Genomic DNA, 18,579 nt, shown 5'->3' with positions numbered 1-18,579 from the left:
CGCGATCACCTGCTGTGCCTGCTGCGATGCCTGCGCATGCACGCGTGCCTGACGCTCTCCCAACGCGGCCTGTTGGCTGCCCAGTGCCGCCTGTCGGCTGGCCAGTTCAGACTGCTGGCTGGCCAGGCGCTGCATGTCACGGGTGCGGCCGGATTGCGCGGCCTCGCTGCGGGCTTCCTGCATTGCACGACGTGCCTCAGCGGCGGCCTCGCGTGCAGCCTCACGTGCAACGGCCATATCGCTGGTCGCACCACGCGCCGCCTTCGCTGCTTCTGCCGCGGCCTCACGGTTGATGTCGTGGGCGGCCATCGCGCTGCGCGCTACCTCAGCGGCGGCCAGCGCAAGGCGGCGTGACTCCTCGCCCTGCAGGCGGCCCATCTCACCCATCTGCCTGCCGAGTTCGCCCTGCTCGCGACCCAGCGCACTCTGCTGGCGGCCCAGTTCGCTCTGCTGGCGACCGAGGTCTACGGCGCCGCTGTAGGCGCGCTGCAGGGTCTGGATCAGCATCGGGTCGCGCACCACATAGCGCTTGTCGCCCTGGCGGAACCACAGCGCCGGCCCCTTGCCGAGCTGCCTGCGGGCCACCGTTACATCGTCGATGCCGCCATTGGCGAAGGTCGAATCACCATCGACCAGCACGTAGGCCTGCAACGGCGACTTGCCGAGATCCAGGCGCCCGTAGGTGGTGATGGAGGTGGTGTGGGAAGTCGAATGCTCACTGTGCATGTCGGTATCCACATCGACATCCACGTCGACCGCCACATCGGCATCGTCCGGGCCTGACAGCGCCTCGACATCGGCCGGCTCGGCAGGCGGCGCGGGCGCCACCGGCACGGCCGGAACGCGCGCGGCCGAAGGCGCTGCGGGCGGCGCGTTCGGAGCCTTCGGCGGCGGCGGCACCACGGCCTTCGGTGCGGCCGGCGGCGCGGGCGGTGCCGGTGGCACTGGCGCAGCGACCAGCCGCATCGGTGCCACGCCCACCAGCACCACGACGGCGGTCAGTGCCATCGCCAGAATGCGCGGGCAGGCCCGGCGCGGCTGCAGCGAGAGCAGGCGACGCTTGAGGCTGGTGGTGTTCGGCGCGGCGCTGGCCACGCCCAGGTGTGGCTGCGGTGCCACGCCAAGCTGCAACAGCAGGCGACCGTAGGCTTGACGGCTCGCGCCATGCTGGCCAACCACGGCCGCATCCACCGCTTCTTCGCGGGCCTGTGCGTATTCGCGCACCGACAGGCGCAGCAGCGGGTGGAAGAAGAACAGGTGCTGGGCCAGTGCGGGCAGCAGGCCCCACTGCAGGTCACGCCGCTGCAGGTGTTGCAGTTCGTGAGTCAGTGCCAGGTCCAGCGCATCACCCTGCAGGGCGTTGTCGCCGGCCGGCAGCAGCAGCACCGGGCGGAACGGCCCGACCAGCTGCGGTGCGTCCACCTGCGCGCTCATCCACAGCCGCGGCGCAGGGCGTACGCCGTGGGCATCGGAGGCCAGCTGCAGCGCCTGCACCAGCGCCTCGTCCTCGCAGGGATAGGCGGCGGCCAGCAGCGCCCGGCAGCGGCGCCACTCACCGAAGGTGCGCAGGGCCATCAGCAGCACACCGGATGCCCACAGCGCAGCCAGTGCAACGGCCCACCACGCCACTGCCGGCACGTTCGCTGCAGGCACCGGCATCGTCGCCAGCAGCTGCGCCGAGGCTTCCGGCGCCAGCGGGTAGACCAGATCTGCGGCAACGTCAGTGGCGGTCATCGCCACCGCCTGCGGTGCCGGCAGCCAGGCCAGCTGCAGCGGCTGGCTCCAGAACAGGCCGAGCAAGGCCTGCAGCGACACCAGCCACCACAGGCGGCAGCGGGTGGCCGCCGACAGCGACGGCAGCGCGCGGCACACGCCGTACACCAGGGCCACCAGCAGCACGGTCTGCAGGCTGGTCCAGCCCAGCCGTTCCAACAACGGGATCAGCATCGTGGTGTCCATGGCTCAGCCCTCGTGGCGGCGCGATTGGAGTTCGGCGACCAGCGCTTCCAGCTCGGCCAGCTCGTTGTCGCTGACCTGCTGGCGCTGCGACAGGTAGGCCACGAACGGTGACACCGAGCCCTGCAGGGTGTTGTCGACGAACTGGGCCACCGCACCCTGCAGCACGCTTTCCGGGCCACGCGTGGCCTGGTAGCGGTAGACGCCGTCCTGCTGCTGGCGACGAAGATACCCCTTCGCCCGCAGCCGCTCCATCATCGTCAGCACGGTGGACCGGGCCAGGCCACGGGCCTCGCCGTAGCCACTGGCGACCTCGCCGACGCTGGCCGGCGCATGTTCATCGATGTACTGCAGCAGGGCCAGTTCCTGGTCCCCGATCGTCTTGCCACGCATGACACCACTCCCTTGACTACACGTGTCGCCACTTTCTGCGTGACGACAACTGTAGTCAACCCCCCGGAAGTCATGGGCCGACGAACGGTCGGGGCGGACTACCCCCTATGCAGGCGCATAAAGATTGGCGCCTGCGCCAAACATGGCACCTTCTCCGGGAAGTTTGGCGCAGAATCGCAAGCCTCCGAGGGAAGGTCTTCGGTGTAGCGCCAATCTTTCCGCAAATCATCTACTAAATCTTGGCGTTCAGACACCGTCGGCAGGCAAAGCTCTGCGTCTCAGAGCGGGTGCAGTGAGCCAAGCTCCCGCCGCCTTACACCGCTGCCATCGAGACGTCGATTACGCGCACAATGAGCGCCAGAACGATCCCTCATCGTCGGAGGACGTCATGGCTTTGGCGATTCTTGAACTGGCAGAAGGCTCCCATGGAGAGGTGCTGGAGCGGCTGACGGTCATTGCCACGGTTGAAGCATCCGAGCTCGCGCACGCCACCCTGGATGAACCGCTACTTCCACCGCCATCGCAGCCAGAATACACACGCACTAGCCGCCTGAGCTCGCCTACTTCTGAAGCCGTTGCATGAAGGGTGCTTCAGTCATGCCCGCCGGTAGTACAGGGTCGGTGATTCCACGCATGGCTGTAACCAAAGGCGAGGAAGGATCCACCTCCCACGCTGGAACAAACTGCAAGGACGATATTTTGATTCCCAGATCAAGGCTCTCGCGTGCAAGTGCTACCCGCGAGGCGGCCCCTTTGAAATCAACCGGCATCAGGATGACAAATCCCGACCCTCTAAAGTGCTCCTGCAGGGTGTCAAGGTTTCGACTGGATGATGGCGTCATGTCGTGCATCCGATAGGTCATGGCACAAAAACGATTATCGGACATGGCAGCTTTCATATATGACTCACTGATGCCAACCACCACACGGTAGGCCAGCGGATTGCTGCGCCGGATTCCGGTAATGATCGTCACACTGAGCCAGCCATCCCTATTTTCCGCACCAATCTTCTTGAGCCACCCACGGAAGATCTTCTTGCCTGACTCGAAGTCCTCGAAAGCCAACGCCATCATTGGCGGCACTATTTCTCCAGGTACCTGTGGCAACGCTACAGCTGTTGCTCTCCACTTCGCCTGATCCCATAGGGGAAGTACGATGGGGGACAGGACTCTCAGGTCTCGATGCCGAATAGCATCGGCTCCAAAGAGATGCTCGGGACGCAACCCATCGCCGGACACCTCCTCGTCGTGGGATACGTCGGCACCTGCAACAGCGGCAACAGCACTTGGCACCCATGCCTCCTCTCGAGCAACTGGGAAGTCTGACAAGCCTTCGTCTTTCAACCAATCATTCGCCCGCCCGGGCGGAGGATCTCCGAGAATGTTTGTGAGTGAAATGATCGATCGTGCCGCGTAGTGCGCGCGATCCTGAGCGCGGAATTTTGCAAACATCTCTTCAAACTTCTGCGCCTCGGCATTGAGTTGCAGCTCATAGGTAACGCGCGTGAAGAGATCGAACATCGGCTTTTCAAAGCCATCACCGACCAGATCTGCTACTGCCAAGACTGGGTGGGTGATGATGAGCGTCGTTTCGCCGCAATCGTCCTCAACATGACGATGCGAGAACGGTGCCTTCGCACTCTCGGACTGTCGAACCTCGATAAGCAGTCGCTCGCGTGGAGAAATGAGCGTCATCCCGCGAACCGCACTGGAGTAGAAGGCCTCAAGGAAGCCCATGATGCTCTCTCCAAGCAATGCCGATGTAGTCCCGCCCCGGACCAGAATCTCGATTCGACAACCCAGTATGAAGGAAACCAAAGTGGTAGTACGGAAATGCCATAGCGGCCTTTCCGGAAGATCGAGGCCGGCCGGAGACGCTAGCCACTGGCTGAAGTACTGGTCCAGATCGTCATCACCGGAGCCGTACTCTTCCCGTATCTTGCTCTCGTAGCCAAGCATGAAAAGTGCGGCAGCACGCGACATCTCCAAACCCAAGTCGGACAAGAGGTCCGGTAGTCGCGTCAAAGCCACCCAGTCTTCATGAGCAGTACGAAGAACAAGTATCCCCAAGATTCGATCGATTGCATGCAGCTCTTCATCAAGCCGCTTGAGCTCTGCCTCACTCAAACTCAATGCGGTTCGGATGGGCCCAAACCACTTCACCCATGCAAGCACGTAGGGCACGCGACCAAGCTGGATCTCAGTCCACGCTAGCTTTTTGAGAAGAGGTAGCGCACGTCCATCAACAGATCCTTCCTTGAACCATGAGTATAGGGATCGGTCGAGCGCACCAATAAAATTACCTCTTGCTGCATAGAACAGCCCCGCAGACTCGTACGCCAGCCCTGCTCCAGCCAGCGCAGTTATGAACTGATCACGGCAGTCGTCTTGTGCCAGGAGTACCTGCGCTCGGGCCAGGTCATCAATCGCGTCGTACGACTTCTTTCGCTCGAGCTTCTGCAGCCCGCGCTGCAACTGCAGCTCGCCAGCGGCACGATCGCCATTTCTCTCGCGCTCGATTTCAATGACGCCGTCCAAGAGATCATCGTACCCGGGCGCATCACCGATGAACTGGGATAGCTCCCGCACGATGCGAATGATCGGCTCAATTGGAAATTCAACCAGCCGACGTACCTGGCCAAGGATTTCATGCATTGCGCCCAGGGTGGCCTGCAGGTTTCCTTTGCCGCGCCTGGTCTCAGCGAGATCCATGAGGAGCAGCTGCATACGCGCCCAGAGCGAACTTGTTGTCTTTGATGTGTCGTCGGCATGTCGCTGGAGTGCGGCACGCAATGCGGCTGTACGCGCCTCGTCAGGTTCTTTTGTTATCTGAAGCGCCGTCCACAGATTGACGAGATCATCAAGGTGCCATATCCACTCGGAGGACAGAACTTCGGATTCAAGCAGGGCATAGATTCGTGTGGCTTCATCCAAGTCATCGAACCACCACAACGCACTCCAAGCTTTCATGTACAGAATGCGCTGGCGCTGGCTACCTCCGACCTTCTCCGCGAGACGCTGCGCACGGTCGAAGCGGCCATCGATTTCATGTCGCGGCCTCTCAAGGCCCCGTGCAAGCACAGCAGAACGCAAACTCTCTTCAACCAGCTCGAGAGTGACTGAAGATGCAGCCGCTGCCTCAATCTTGGCGTCCAGTGCCTCCAGATCGCGCAGCCTTCCAGCATCGTGAGGGCCAGGCGTAGAGACAGTCTTATACGCAAACTCGAACTGGAGGGCTTCGGCTACGATGTCCCACCGTCGATTTCGGACAACCCTCTCTACAATCCAGCTTCTGTCGAGGATTCGCACCTGGACGCCATGTTCAGCTGTCAGGGCATCTTCTACTGCGGCACGATCCTTGTCCTTAATGGCCTGATTGGAGATGAAGTAGATCAGCGAGTACGGCCGGCCGGTCGACGCTATCTTGGCTACGTCGGAGAGGACTTTTGGCTTCCATTTGGCTTTGGCGCTCACTGCGAAGCCCCAGCGCTCTTCAGCAGCGGTTGGTGCTCCCTCGAACCAGAGCGTCGCAATCGACGGAGCTACGGGATACGTCTCCGTATCGACCTTGCTATCGCCACCGCCGGTAGGCCCAGTCTGCGGTATGAGATTGGGGCATAGCTCCTTCTCAGCGAGCAACCGCGCGAAGTTCTCAAACGCGGTTTCTTCCTTACGACTGGTAAGGGTTTGCAGATGGTACTCAAACTGGCGCCGGTCCATTTCGCCGACATCGGCATGCAACGTGTCCGAGTACAGCTCCGGGCGTCGAGCACGCATAAAATCCCTGTAGCTCACCTTCGCAATCCCGTTGTCCATAAATGTCCTTAAGGTCTACGCTTCGCACGCGAAGAAGCATGGCTCGCCGAGTTTACAAAGCCAATCAGAAATCGAGCTACGAAAAGTATCGAGACAGCGGTAGTGTTCTCCCCGAGTTGCCTGACATCCTACTGCTTACTTTCGATCACCCACCGAGCACACTCTACTTGCCGCTGCCGTAACAGCCGTTCCGAAGTACCCAGGACGTACTCTCAGAAGCGCCCGAACCAGCGCCCAATCCCTGCCCGGGCGTCCGTAGCGCGCTCATGGCCCCCTCTTCGACATGACAGGCTTCTGGCACACCGGCATGTCGTATTCGATATTGCCTCTGTCAGGAGCCACTCTCGGCCTGGATGAGTCGCAGGAGTGCCCGCAACGCCTCTGGCAGCTGGCGCCGGCTGGGGTAGTAGAGATGAAACGCTGGTCCCATCGAGGTCCATTCGGGAAGCACCCGTTGAAGACGGCCCTCGGCCAACTGTGTGGTGACTCTGTTCTCCAAGCAGTAGGCAATGCCTCCGCCGGTCTCTGCCAGTTCGATGGCCAGAATCGTCTCGTTGAGTATTGCCGCCCAGTCCACGGAGACCACTTCTGACCGATCACCGGACTCAAGCTCCCAGTGATAGATCTGCTTGTTGCCCATCCGGATACCCAGGCATCGGTGGTTCGCCAGGTCGGCGGGACTTTCCAGAAGAGCGCTTTCCTTCAGATAGCCTGGGGAGGCGACCATGATCCATCTGAGCTGCTGGCCCAACGGGATGGCCACCATGTCCTCCGGTAGCCCCGGCAAGGAGCGGCACATTCGTCGATACGCACTCCGGGACGGTCGTGCCGACGGTCCTGGTAGGGTGTTTGCGGTGTGCCCCAATGGAGTGTTCGACGGCTTCGCCTTGGACGCCGGCGGGCGTATTTGGGCAAGTGCGTCAGATGGCGTCTACGTATACGACATGGCCGGACAGCCCTTGGGGTTCATACCCTTGCCAGAATGTGTCTCCAACCTGTGCTTTGGTGGACCCGCCAACCGGCAGCTCTACGTCACTGCAACAAGCGGCCTCTACCTGATCAACTTGGGCTAGAAGGCCATTCCGAGGAAATCCCAGCCGATGAGCCCCCTTCTCGACGGGCTCCCACTCAGGCTTGTTAATACGTCGTGACGACCCTAGTATCCGCCTCTGAGGGTGCGCCTGTGTACTGCAGGGCGTTGCTTAGGCACAGGGGGCTGTGATTCTCCGATAGGGATACCGGTGAGTAGCATGAACGACGCATTTGATCAGGCTGAGGCACTACAGAATTTGTTGATCGCGCATGCCACAGGCGGCCGCGAAAGTAATCAAGACTATGCAAAATTGCGTAGTTCGCTGATGAGCAACTCCTCGGTAGAGAGCTTGACCCCACGCTTCGTGCGCAATTGTCGCAACCTCGACCAGTTCTGGCAGTTCATCAAGTTTGAACGTTCATCCTACGCTGAACGCAGGCAGCTGATATGGGACGCGTTTCGTCCCATTCTGGAGACGCTTGAACGCGCCTCCATCTCTCCAGCAGACCACATCTTTGCCGACAAGCTCAGCACCGTGGACGCATCTCACGTCCAGTCTTCGTGGAAAAAGGCCTTGGAGCGCCGGGCTAGTGATCCGGAAGGTGCCATAACCTCTGCCCGAACGTTGATCGAGTCGGTCTGCAAACACATCCTCGATGAGTCTGGTACTGAGTACGACGATGGTGCCGAACTCCCGAAGTTGTACAAGACCACGGCCGAAACGCTGAACCTCGCCCCGTCTCAGCATACCGAGGCAGTCTTCAAGCAGGTCCTTGGAGGTTGCACATCCGTTGTTGAGGGCTTGGGTTCACTCCGCAACCGTCTTAGCGATGCACACGGCAAGGGCAAGGTAGGGTCCAAGCCTGCGCCCCGTCACGCTGAGCTTGCCGTAAACCTATCAGGGGCGCTGGCAACGTTCCTTCTCGCTACCTGGGAAGCTCGTCCCCAGGAATCCAACGAGTAGCACGCCGTTAGAGAACTTGGCTGTGCTCAGGCATGCGCAAGAATAAGGCGAAGGAGAATTGCTTGAAGTTCAGAATTGCAGATGACGCGTCGACCATCCGCATCGGAGACGATGTGCTGCTGATTCGGGCGTTTTTGACCGAAGAGGACTCGTGGGATGGCGAGTTCTTCGCCATCTATATTGGTGCGGATGGACAACGCACGGAGCTCGGTCACGTGAGAATCGGACACGTCGGCCCAGATGGATTTGTGCCAGTTCCTCTCGCGAAGATGGAGCAGGAGTTCACGGAACTCAGCAAAGATTGGCACTCAATTGGTACTTCCGAGGACTACTACCAGCAGCTCATTGCGCTGGGCGACTCCATCCGCGAAACGTACTTGATTGCGCTCAGAGATCTGTCATTTACGCCTACGCTTATGCCGCTGCGGGTCGCCGCACCACCGGCAAGAAAGCCGCTTGCGCAAGGAATCAGCGAGCGGCGAATGCGTACACGACTGAACCGGCTGGCGCATGGCATTACCACTCTTAGCACCTATGACTTCAGTTTCAAGTTTCCGCAGGACCTCGAGTCTGGGACCCCGCCGCCTAGGCTGGAATTTCTTGTCGTGCCGAACTCCACCCCGCCCACTAACGTTCACGTCATCATTGGTCAGAATGGCGCCGGAAAAAGTCGCTGCTTTGATCTTATGTCCCGTGCCTTCTTGGGACTGAACGCAAAAAGTGGTGGAGTGGCTGGAGAAATAACGCGGGTCGGCCAGACCATGGATAGATACATACACGGATCGAATGACTATGAGTTCGCAGGACTCGTGAGCATCTCCTTCAGTCCGTTTGAGGACTATGGCCCTCTTATTCAAAGCGGCAAGGAAGATGTGCTCAGATATGCACACGTTGGCCTGATTAGGGAGTCGGCAGCAGAACTCGAGGAGAGTCGGACAAGGGCAGCTCCTGGCGGCGGAGACGCCGCCCTAACGATCAAGGGAAGGTCAGAGTTGGCGCAGGACTTTATTGTAAGCTTAGAAGCATGCAGGCTGACCTCGCGTCGAAGGCGATGGCTCCGCGCTATAAGCTTGCTTGAGGCGGACCCACTACTTAGGGATACCGGCGTTCGCGCAATCATCGAAGATGATGAGGGTGACTGGCAATCGAGAGTTCGCGAGTGGTTCAGGCGTCTAAGCTCCGGCCATAGCATCGTCTTGCTTACGATCACCAGGCTGGTTGAACTGGTCGAAGAAAGGACGCTGGTTCTAATCGATGAGCCTGAGAGCCATCTCCATCCTCCGCTTCTCTCTGCATTCGTTCGTGCCGTGAGCGAACTTCTTACTGAGCGCAATGGCTTGGCGATCATCGCTACGCACTCTCCTGTTGTTCTACAGGAAGTTCCGCGCAACTGCGCATGGATGCTCACTCGCGCAGGGCAATATTCTCGCGTCGATAGGCCTGAAAAGGAGACATTCGGGGAGAACGTGGGCACCCTGACCCGCGAGGTTTTTGGTCTAGAGTTGATGAAGACAGGATTTCATCGGATGATCCGCGATGCAGTCGTGGAAACAAGTAGTTTTCAGGAGGCGATCGAGAGGTTCGGAGGTAGGCTCGGGGGGGAAGGCATCTCCCTTGCGCGGGCGCTGACCTTCGTCCCGCGTTCGGACCTTGGGGATAGGGACTCTTGAGTGCGCACGCTTCCTCTTCCTAACGACAGATTCGATGACGTCTATGGGCTATACACGGGCGCAACCGTCGACGAAGATCTCAAGGCCCGATTGCTCGCAATCCGCCCTGCGCTACTCAACACTGCTGCACTGTACGCACAGAAAGCAACGCTGGCGGAGCTCCACAACATCAATCGGCTTGATGCCGTCGGCAACGTCACTAAAGCAGAACTTAAAGCACTCTACCAAACCCATGTGAGTGCGACAAAGGGTGCTGCGCGCGATGTCTACAATCGAATCCGCAGCTCTTCTCCCAATAACAAATGCCCACTCTGTGGAGTCGGTACGGTTGCGCAATGTGACCATCATCTTCCGCAGTCTAAGTACCCGGATCTCACCGTCCTGCCACTGAACCTTGTTCCTATCTGCCATTTCTGCAATGACAGGAAGAAAGCTAAGTACCCTAGGAGCGCCGGCCAGCAAACGTTCCACCCGTACTACGACGAGCATCTTCTTGCTGAGAACTGGGTATGGGCGGAGCTCAAGCAAGGCGGGGCGGGCGTCCCTCCCGTCTTGGCGTTCGAGGCTCGCCCACCCGGGACTTGGCCTCAGGATGACCAGAAACGAGTCAAACACCACTTCAAGGCCTGCGGTTTGGCCGTGACCTTTGCAACGAACGCAAATGACGAGCTTTCGAGCATTCGCAAAGCACTAGATTTGCATTCTCAGTCCGGTGGTCAGCAAGCCGTGCAGGAATATCTACACTTCAATGAGAACGTGCATGTCACTCGAATCAACAGTTGGCAGTACGCAATGTACAGAGCCCTTGCGGGCGATGCGTGGTTTGTAGGCGGCGGCTACCAACACATTCCTTGATGTGCGTGTGCCCACCAGTGTGACCACGATAGGGCGCGGCCCCTCGCCAAAACGGGGTCGCGCAAGCTAGACCTGCTTCAAGTCTTCTTCATGTCAATCACATAGCGGTATCGCGCCTTCTTGGCCACAACATCGTCCCAGGTGGCGTTGATCTTGGAGAGCTCGACCAGCTGATAGTCTGGCTTGATGCCGTGCAGATCGCAGAAGTCCATCACATCCTGGGTCTCTTTGATGCCGCCAATCAGCGAGCCGGCGAAAGAGTTTCGTTTGCCGATCAATGTGAAGGGCGACAACTCATTGGGGGAGCGCACATCGCCGATACCAACCAGGCACATCGTGGAGTCGCGCTTGAGCACGCCGACAAGCGGGTTCAGGTCATGATGAACTGGCATGGCATTGAGAATGAAATCGAACTTACGAGCATACGAGGCCATTTTCTGCTGGTCGTAGTTCACCACCACGTCAATGGCTCCATACCTCTGGGCATGGAATTGCCGGCATGCTGAGGTCGCGATTCCATTCACGCGAAGTGAGCGAGCCTATTGCCCGCATCAGAGAACCCAGCCTACCGAGCTACGCAGATCGTCCTGGCAACACAAGAATCGGCCGTCAATGAAGAACGTGCCCCACGGTGGCCGGGACGGTAATCTGGCTAGTGTGATCCTTGCGGCGTTGCGACTCCGATCATAGGAGCCGGGCTGTTTTGAGAGAGAAGGCCTAGCCGAACGCAGCGGTGAACCTGGCTCACTGATTCAGCTAATGTGCTTGTCTCCAGTGACCACAACGTGGCTCCGGTAAAGCCGACCATCCTTGATTAGGGCGAATCTCACTACACGCGGCGGTGAGTTCAGCTCAACGAAGACGCTCTGATGGAGAGTCACCCAACCTCAGCACTCGCAGTTGCTACTGCGTTGCCTGTTCCGGCAGCCCTGCCATAACACGATGATGTTCGGCGAAGCCAAGTTCATCAAATACTGCCTTGAACTTGATGAGGCAGTAGCTAACGTCGTACTCGCCGAAGTCAGTCAACGTGTTGGCATCACCATGGGAGTGATGTGCCAAGTAACGGCTTAGAGCCAAGAATGACCGATCCTGCGCAGCAAGCTTCTCCATCGCGACATTGAACGACTCCTGCTGCTTGGTGAAGTAGAAGAACCGCTCCAGGATGCACCGCATTGCATTAGCGACAGTGGCAGAGCTCACCAAGTCTTGATAGGCGTCTTTCACTACTTGCCACCAGGATTCGTAGTCATTCTTAAGATCTTCGATCTTCATAGGCGCAACCGCCGAATAGCGCTTCTTTACGACCCGCTGCAGCTGCGGGGAATCTGCCCTCTTGGTGACCTTGATGAGTTCGTTGAGGAAGAAGAGGCTGTGTGTAAGCACAACCACCTGCTTCACCCGCTTGTCCTGCGCGTTCTTCAGCCCAATGATGTCTCGGGAGATCGTAGCTGCAATGTCGTACACAAAATTGTGCGAAAGGCTGGAGATCGGGTCATCAATGACAACGATCTTCCGATCTAAGGGAGATGTCGCGTTCGATGCGAGAGATCCCGTGATCAGCTCTACGAAGTAGAGGAAAGTAATGAGGGTCTTCTCTCCCTCACTCAGTGATCCGTACGTGTCTTGGCCCTTGCCAGGGCGTACCAGCTGGTACAGATCGTCATCGCGACGTTCGATTCTGAAGGAGTCGACACCCAGCGACTGCAGCCGGGCATTGATGGCGACAACGGCCTCTTCGGTTCCACCGCTGGTTGCACGAAGCTCAACTAGGCTTCGCTCTGCTTGGCCAATTTTGCGTTGAAGGTTGACCTTCGACTCGCGGATGGCCTCCAGTGCGTCAGCAGCGCCCTTTGCTGTGGTTTTGTAGAGCGTCAGGACGGCCTCGTTGTCCGCGCAAAGGCGCATCCAGAATGCATTCTCGATTCGGCTTAACTCGGACTGTCGACGGCTCAGGCGCCGATTGTATTCATCGACGCGCTTGGACACCTCATCGATCACACCATCTAGCGAAGCCATCAGTGCTTGGGTGGAGTGCAACTCGATAGAGCTCTGCGGCGATTCCGACTTGGTCGCCATGCGCTGAGCATTGTCGCTTAGAAGATGACTTACGTTTGCCCAAGCAAGCCGAAGTGCATCGTTTTCTGAGGCAAACGTCTCGGTCGCTAGAAGGCCGCTGATCGCTCCCTCGAGATTGGATACATAGGAAGCATAGGAGGACGCGAGTAGCTTTGCCCGTTGTACGCGCCTTTCAAAGCTTGCATCAAACAGCTTGGCAAGCTCCCGGGAGAAAGACGGAGGAAGACCTTGCTGACAGAAAGGGCAGAGGTCGTGACTTCGCTCAGCATAGGGCCGCCCTTGACTGACCCAGTCAAAGTTGTCGATCTCCCTGATCAGCGCAGAAAGAGCACTATCGCTTGAGCCCAGGATGGGTTCGGGCCAGATCTCATCTTGCTCGATACGGTCAAAATTGGGCAGGTCAACGGCAACCCGAGGCTTGGGCATCGCGTTGCTGTCGCCAAGTTCGGCAAGCAACTTCTCGAGCTTCTCCAATTCCGGCGGCTCACCTTCATAGGCAAGCTTTGCCTTTGCTTGGAGCGCGTCAAAGAAGCGCTGCTTGGAGTTACCGTAAGGCACCCAAGGCTTGAACGGGCCATCCTTGAGCGCGGTGTAGCTCTTCCACACTCCTCTGATGGCACTCTCATGGGCTTTGTCTGCCTCTGTCAGGCGCAACTGCTCCTGCTCAGCCAAGTTTTCGTACTGACCGCGCCACGTAGTGAGCTCACGCTCCAAGGCCTCAGCGGCCTCCAGGGCGGACGACTCAGGATCACCAATGGTGAAAATTCCTGGCACATCGTCCCGGTTGCGGAAGTTTGTCTCGACGAAGTAGTCGTTGTAAACCAGGTATTCGTACTTTGTATCCTGGGGAAACACGCTTACTGTGCAACCGGGAATTGCATTCTGACCCGTCGCACAGCCCTGAATCACTTGGCCAATTGCGGATTTACCCGCGCCGTTGAGCCCATAGAAGTAGGCGACTCGCTTACTTGGATCAAAAGAAATCGCAGTACTCGACGCTGGATCGAAGCTGCGGAAGCCCTGAATATTGATAGTTCGTATCATGCCTCTCCCCCAGAGGTCGCCGTTCCCATGGCTGAAGCACTGCGGCGTACATCGCCAGTGCGCTTCACGTTATCGCCTACATTACAACGCGACAGCGGCCCGTGCATGTCAGCTCCATGTTCTGCGGGCGAACCCATGCTGATCTGCACCTCGGGCCGTGCCACGGCCACTTCATTCTGGCCACGCCGGCACGTTCAGACGTCGCTGTTCTCACCAGCAGTTGGACTGACGATTGCGCTTGGGATGCTCCGCCGATCTACCGTACTGATCGACTTGGTAAGGGGTGCCCTCTCAGACCTGCGTCAGTCCTATGCCAGACCTGTCATTTCGTCCTGGACGTCAATCGGGCCGCCAGCCTCCAAGTGCGTTCGTACCGATGAGATCCCATAAATTCCATCGATTAGGCGACTGGCCGTTCATTGGGAGAACGCGGATCTATTGCCCGAGAGCGCAAGCGTGGACGCCGACGAGGTTGAGCTTTGGAGTACCCCACCTGCGCCGCTTGCTGGCCCAACTCATGCGCTCGACCCAATCTCGCTGTATCTGAGCGCACGGCCGCAGGAGATCCAGTTCTGCTGACTTGGGCCAGGCGTCGTTTGATCTCCTTCTGGGCCCATCACAGCCCCTAAGCCAAGTCAGGATGGGCTAGATGCGACCGAAGTCCTGCGCCCAATCGCCAACGACCCCGCCAAACCTTAGGAATTTCAATGAATTGCGATGGAGAGAGCGATTTCCGCTTTGGGCGCGCCAAACTTTGATGGAATTCGGCGTCAATCTTTAGCGCAGTGCATACCCGGCTCAGTACTCCACCCGGTACCCGATCGAGAAGGTCCGCCCTGCCGCCGGCAGGCTGGACATCTTCCCGTAGGTCGCCTCGGCCTGCTGGCCATAGACCGTGCGGTAGTCACGATCAGCCAGGTTGTAGATGCCGACACTGAAGCGGCCGCCTGCCAGCGGCAGCTCGCCGATCAGGTCGAACACCGCATAGCCGTGGATCTTCGCCGCCGGGGTAGCGCGAATGCTGGGACTGATCGCTGCGAGTGGCGCATCGCGCCAGGCTCGATCGGTCCCACCCACCACTTGTCCCTGCAAGCGCAGCAGGCTGTCATTGGCGAAGCGCCACTGCCCATGCACACCCGCCTTCAAGGGTGAAACGCGGAACGCATTGAGTTCACGCCAACGTCCGGCAGCATTGCGGTACTGGCCCCGGGTGCTGGCAAGGCTTGCGCCCAGCTCCAGCTGCGCCGTCGGCGTGTAGCGCAGGTTGGCCTCCACGCCCCACACGCGCTCGTCGGTGTCGGCCACCGACACGCTGTAGTCGCGGTTGAACTGCACGGTCTTGTCCGAGCGGTTGTAGAACGCGGTCACCGCGCTCTGCAGCGATGCATCGCTGCGGCGCCAGCCCAGCTCATAGCTGTCGACCTTGATCGGGCCGACGTTGCGGCTGTCGATGACGAAGCTTGCCGGTACATCGCGCAGCATGCGCTGGGTGTCGGGCAGGCTGAAGCCCTGCGAGACGTTGGCGAACAGCTGTTGCGATGCATCCATCCGGTACACCACGCCGGCATTGAACAGGGTCTGCGAGTGGCGCACGCGGCCGCCCTGCAGCAGGTGCGGCTGATACCCGGCAACGGCATCGGCCGTGATCGCTTCGGTGTAGGGAAGCGAGTCTTCTACGCGGTTGCGCAGGATCTGGTGGCGCACGCCGGCCTGCACGCTGAAGCGCTCACTCAGCGAATGGTCGGCCTGCAGGAACAGGCCAGTGGTATCCACGCGCACGTCCGGCCCCATCGCGTACTGCGCGGTGGGCTGGTAATCGAGACCGTTGCTGGCGATGAAGCGGTTGATGTCATACATCTGCCCGCGCTGACTGTCCTGCTCGCGCTCGTGGTCCACGCCGTACGACAGCTGCAGGCTGCGGCCCGCCACGTCGAAACCCTTGTGCAGCGCTGTGCGCAGCCCCCACACATCGATATCGGTATTGGACTGCATCACCACATAGGCGAAGCCACCGCGCAGTGCCGGGTGCACCAGCGTCGACACCGACGGGAACCAGCGTCCCTGCTCGTTGCGGTAATAGGCTTCCACGCTCAGTTCCTGCCCGCCCAGTACATCGCGGTTGCGGTACTGCGCGTTGACACCCTGATGGCGCGTACGCGGCTGCGCCTCCAGCTGCAGGCCGGGCAGCGCCTGGTGGCTGGGCGTGAATGCAGGGTTGAACAGCGCAGCCAGGCGCGGGCCATAGTCGGGGCCATGATCACTGTCCTGCTGATCGTCGAACCAGCGCACGCCCACGCTCAACTGCTGGCTGTCCGTCGGGGTCCAGTCGAAGCGCGCATTGAGTTCGCGGGTCTCGGTGTCCTGCCGATCGGTCTGCGCGATCTCCGGACCGATACGGCGGCCATGCGCATCCAGCGATGCGCCCTGCCGGCCATAGGCGAAGCCGAACGCGCCACTGAACTGATCGCCGCGCACGGTCATGGTCTGCGCGGCGTTCCAGGCCAGCGTGTCATTGGACAGATGCGAGGGACTGCGCAGGCCGAACTGGCTGGCCAGCTGCACCGGCTGCTCACCGGGCTGCAGGGTGATGATGTTGATGATGCCGCCACTGGCACCGGCGCCATACAGCGCGGTGGCGCCGGAGATCACCTCGATGCGCTCGATCATGGTCGGCGAGATGCTGTTGAGCTGGCGCGACCCATCGCGTGCGCCGGTCAATGGCACGCCATCGATCATCACCTGCACGCTACGGCCACGCATGGTCATGCCGTAGTTGCTGGTGGTCCCGCTGGCCGGCGCCAGCGACGGCACCAACTGGCCGAGGATATCGGCGGTGCTGCGCCCGGCGGTGATCTGCTGGGCAATCTGCTCGCGCTCGATGGCATACACGGTGCCGGCGATCTCGGCCACGCTGCGTGCGCCTCGCACGGCGGTGACACTCACCGCATCCAGTTGCCGGGTGCCAGCCGTAGCGGACGTATTCTGCGCCGCCAGCTGGCCACTGATGGCCAACGCCAGCATCGCCAGCGGAAGGGTTGCTGCGGTCTGCCGCATGGTGTCCTCGTTGCGTATCAGGGGGAGTTCGTGGGTGCTGCGAAGCGGCGCATCAGCGGCCGGCACAGCAGCAACCCGAGCGCCGAAACTGCCGCCAGCGCGATGTAGTAGATGGGGTAGCCCAGGCCCTTGGCGAGGAAGCCGGACAATGCACCGCCGATGAAATTGACCAGCAGCTCGAAGCACACCAGCAAGGTGAAGTCAGTGCCGGCCTGGGCACGCGAGCTGACCCGCATGAACAGGGCATACAGGCTGGTCATCGCCACATAGCGCAGCGCCAGCAGCGCGATCACCAGCGCGCCCAGGCCCCACCGTGACGTCGCCATCGCACCGCTGTAAAGCATCAACGCCAGCAGTACATACAACACGGTGCGCCACCAGCCAGCGTGCATCAGCAACTGCTCGGCCCGGCGCTGCTTGAGCAGCCAGGCGGCGCCCACTGCAGCCAGCATGCCGGTACCGGCACCGCCCACCGAGATCAGCAACCCGATCTCGGTCAGGCTGAACTGCTGGTCGACCAGCAGCGGGTTGATCATCGCCATGGCCGGCGCTTCCACCAGCCGGTACAGCACGATCAGCAGCAGCGCCCAGCGCAGTTCGGGGCGACGCAGCGCACGCAGGATGCTCGGCCGCGGCGCGTCGGGCCTGGCAGGCGTTTCATTGATCTGCTGAACTGCCAGCAGGGTCAGTGCGCTCATTGCCGCCAGGCTCAGCAGGGCCACGCTCCAGCCGCGGGTTTCATACAGCCACAGCACACCGGCACCACCGATCATGCTGCCCAGGGCCACGCCCACGCTCTGCGCCATGCTGCCCAGCCGGTGCTCGGCCGGCGCCAGCGCCTCCACGGTATAGCCGTCGATGGCGATGTCCTGGGTGGCGGCAATGGTCGAGATCCACATGCCGACCAGCACGAACACGACCAGGCCATGATCCAGGCCGGTGAACGCCAGCACCAGGATGCCTGCCAGCAGCAACAGCTGGGTCAGCCACAGCCAGCTGCGGCGGCGACCGAGGGCCGGCAGATGCCAGCGGTCGACCAGTGGTGCCCACAGGAACTTCAGCGCCCACGGCAGGTACAGCAGCGACAACATGCCGATCCAGCGCAGATCCACGCCCTGGCTGCGCAGGATGGCCGGTACCGCCACGTTGTAGAAATACAGGGGCAAGGCATGTGCCATGTACAGCGCGACGATCACACCCAGGCCAAAGGGCGACGCGGCAGAACGATCAGTGCGCATCGGCCTGCTCCAGCCGTTCGCCGATCCAGCGCATTCCGGCGCCGGCATCGGTAGTGACGAAGTACGGCACGGCCCACGCCGCATGCAGCGCCGGAGTGTCCAGCCGCTGCTGCTCGGCGGCATCGCTGGCGATGCGCACCAGGCCCCGGCAGTACTGCCGGAAGGCGGCCTTGTACTGCTTGTACCAGACCGCCTGCAGGGCACGGTAATCGTCGCAGAAGGTGGCACCGGGCGCGGTGCTGGCAACGAAGTAGAAGGGGCGGTGGGCATCGATCAGCGCCTGCACGCGGTCCAGCCAGTACCGGATCTGGTGCGCATCCACCGCGCCATGGAAGACGGCACGCAGCACCACCGCCTCGTTGATCACCAGACCCATCGCCATCGACCTTCTTGCTGAACAGGGGAAAGGGGCAGCGAGCCCCCCGCAAATGAGAATAATTTGCAATACCATTGAAAGTTTAGGCGCGACGAAAGAAAA

General features: G+C 60.4%; 13 protein-coding genes. 4 read left to right on the top strand and 9 right to left on the bottom strand.

What is annotated here, in order from left to right:
* Window positions 1-1,959, bottom strand: a 1,959-nt coding sequence (locus tag N7573_RS17075; protein ID WP_279943230.1) for a M56 family metallopeptidase, incomplete at its 3' end; no start/stop codon positions are given.
* A 3-nt stretch (window positions 1,960-1,962) separates the two neighbouring features.
* Complete coding sequence (locus tag N7573_RS17070) at window positions 1,963-2,349, bottom strand: BlaI/MecI/CopY family transcriptional regulator (protein ID WP_004133922.1); 387 nt, start codon at window positions 2,347-2,349, stop codon at window positions 1,963-1,965.
* 388 nt (window positions 2,350-2,737) lie between these two features.
* On the opposite strand from N7573_RS17070, the gene N7573_RS17065 reads away from it, so the two are divergent.
* Window positions 2,738-2,932 carry a hypothetical protein gene (locus N7573_RS17065; protein WP_279912781.1) on the top strand — a complete coding sequence of 65 codons (195 nt, stop codon included), beginning with the start codon at window positions 2,738-2,740 and terminating at the stop codon, window positions 2,930-2,932.
* Here the strand turns inward: N7573_RS17065 and N7573_RS17060 are convergent.
* Window positions 2,910-6,164 (bottom strand): hypothetical protein, encoded by a 3,255-nt coding sequence (locus N7573_RS17060; protein WP_279912782.1) that lies wholly within the window; start codon window positions 6,162-6,164, stop codon window positions 2,910-2,912. The genes N7573_RS17065 and N7573_RS17060 overlap by 23 nt on opposite strands.
* A 331-nt stretch (window positions 6,165-6,495) precedes the next feature.
* Window positions 6,496-6,963: a LysR substrate-binding domain-containing protein gene (locus tag N7573_RS17055; RefSeq protein WP_279912783.1), complete on the bottom strand. Its 468-nt coding sequence runs from the start codon at window positions 6,961-6,963 to the stop codon at window positions 6,496-6,498.
* A gap of 451 nt (window positions 6,964-7,414) precedes the next feature.
* On the opposite strand from N7573_RS17055, the gene N7573_RS17050 reads away from it, so the two are divergent.
* Genes N7573_RS17050 through N7573_RS17040 form a run of 3 tightly spaced genes read left to right on the top strand, consistent with a single transcriptional unit; the run spans window position 7,415 to window position 10,686 of the window.
* Complete coding sequence (locus N7573_RS17050; RefSeq protein WP_279912784.1) at window positions 7,415-8,161, top strand: abortive infection family protein; 747 nt, start codon at window positions 7,415-7,417, stop codon at window positions 8,159-8,161.
* A gap of 32 nt (window positions 8,162-8,193) precedes the next feature.
* On the top strand, window positions 8,194-9,831 hold the full coding sequence (locus N7573_RS17045; RefSeq protein ID WP_279912785.1) for an AAA family ATPase: 1,638 nt from the start codon (window positions 8,194-8,196) through the stop codon (window positions 9,829-9,831).
* Entirely contained in the window at window positions 9,832-10,686 is an 855-nt protein-coding gene (locus tag N7573_RS17040) for a hypothetical protein (RefSeq protein ID WP_279912786.1), read from the top strand.
* A gap of 77 nt (window positions 10,687-10,763) precedes the next feature.
* Here N7573_RS17040 and N7573_RS17035 read toward each other — a convergent pair whose 3' ends face one another.
* The 5 genes from N7573_RS17035 to N7573_RS17015 form a co-directional block, all read right to left on the bottom strand.
* Window positions 10,764-11,210, bottom strand: coding sequence for a zinc-binding dehydrogenase (locus tag N7573_RS17035; protein ID WP_279912787.1), 447 nt, complete (start codon window positions 11,208-11,210; stop codon window positions 10,764-10,766).
* Between the two features lie 379 nt (window positions 11,211-11,589).
* Window positions 11,590-13,809, bottom strand: a complete 2,220-nt coding sequence (locus N7573_RS17030) for an AAA family ATPase (RefSeq protein WP_279912788.1) — start codon at window positions 13,807-13,809, stop codon at window positions 11,590-11,592.
* 798 nt (window positions 13,810-14,607) lie between these two features.
* Entirely contained in the window at window positions 14,608-16,863 is a 2,256-nt protein-coding gene (locus N7573_RS17025) for a TonB-dependent receptor (RefSeq protein ID WP_279912789.1), read from the bottom strand.
* 17 nt (window positions 16,864-16,880) lie between these two features.
* A complete protein-coding gene (locus tag N7573_RS17020; protein ID WP_279912790.1) occupies window positions 16,881-18,101 on the bottom strand; it encodes an MFS transporter in 1,221 nt (406 codons plus the stop codon).
* Entirely contained in the window at window positions 18,091-18,483 is a 393-nt protein-coding gene (locus N7573_RS17015) for a hypothetical protein (protein ID WP_232528179.1), read from the bottom strand. Before N7573_RS17015 ends, N7573_RS17020 begins: the two co-directional genes overlap by 11 nt.
* Window positions 18,484-18,579: the final 96 nt, after the last annotated feature.

Origin of the sequence: Stenotrophomonas sp. GD04054, from assembly GCF_029836955.1 — a bacterium.
Lineage (GTDB): Bacteria > Pseudomonadota > Gammaproteobacteria > Xanthomonadales > Xanthomonadaceae > Stenotrophomonas > Stenotrophomonas maltophilia_A.
This window is presented reverse-complemented; position numbering and strand designations above follow the sequence as displayed.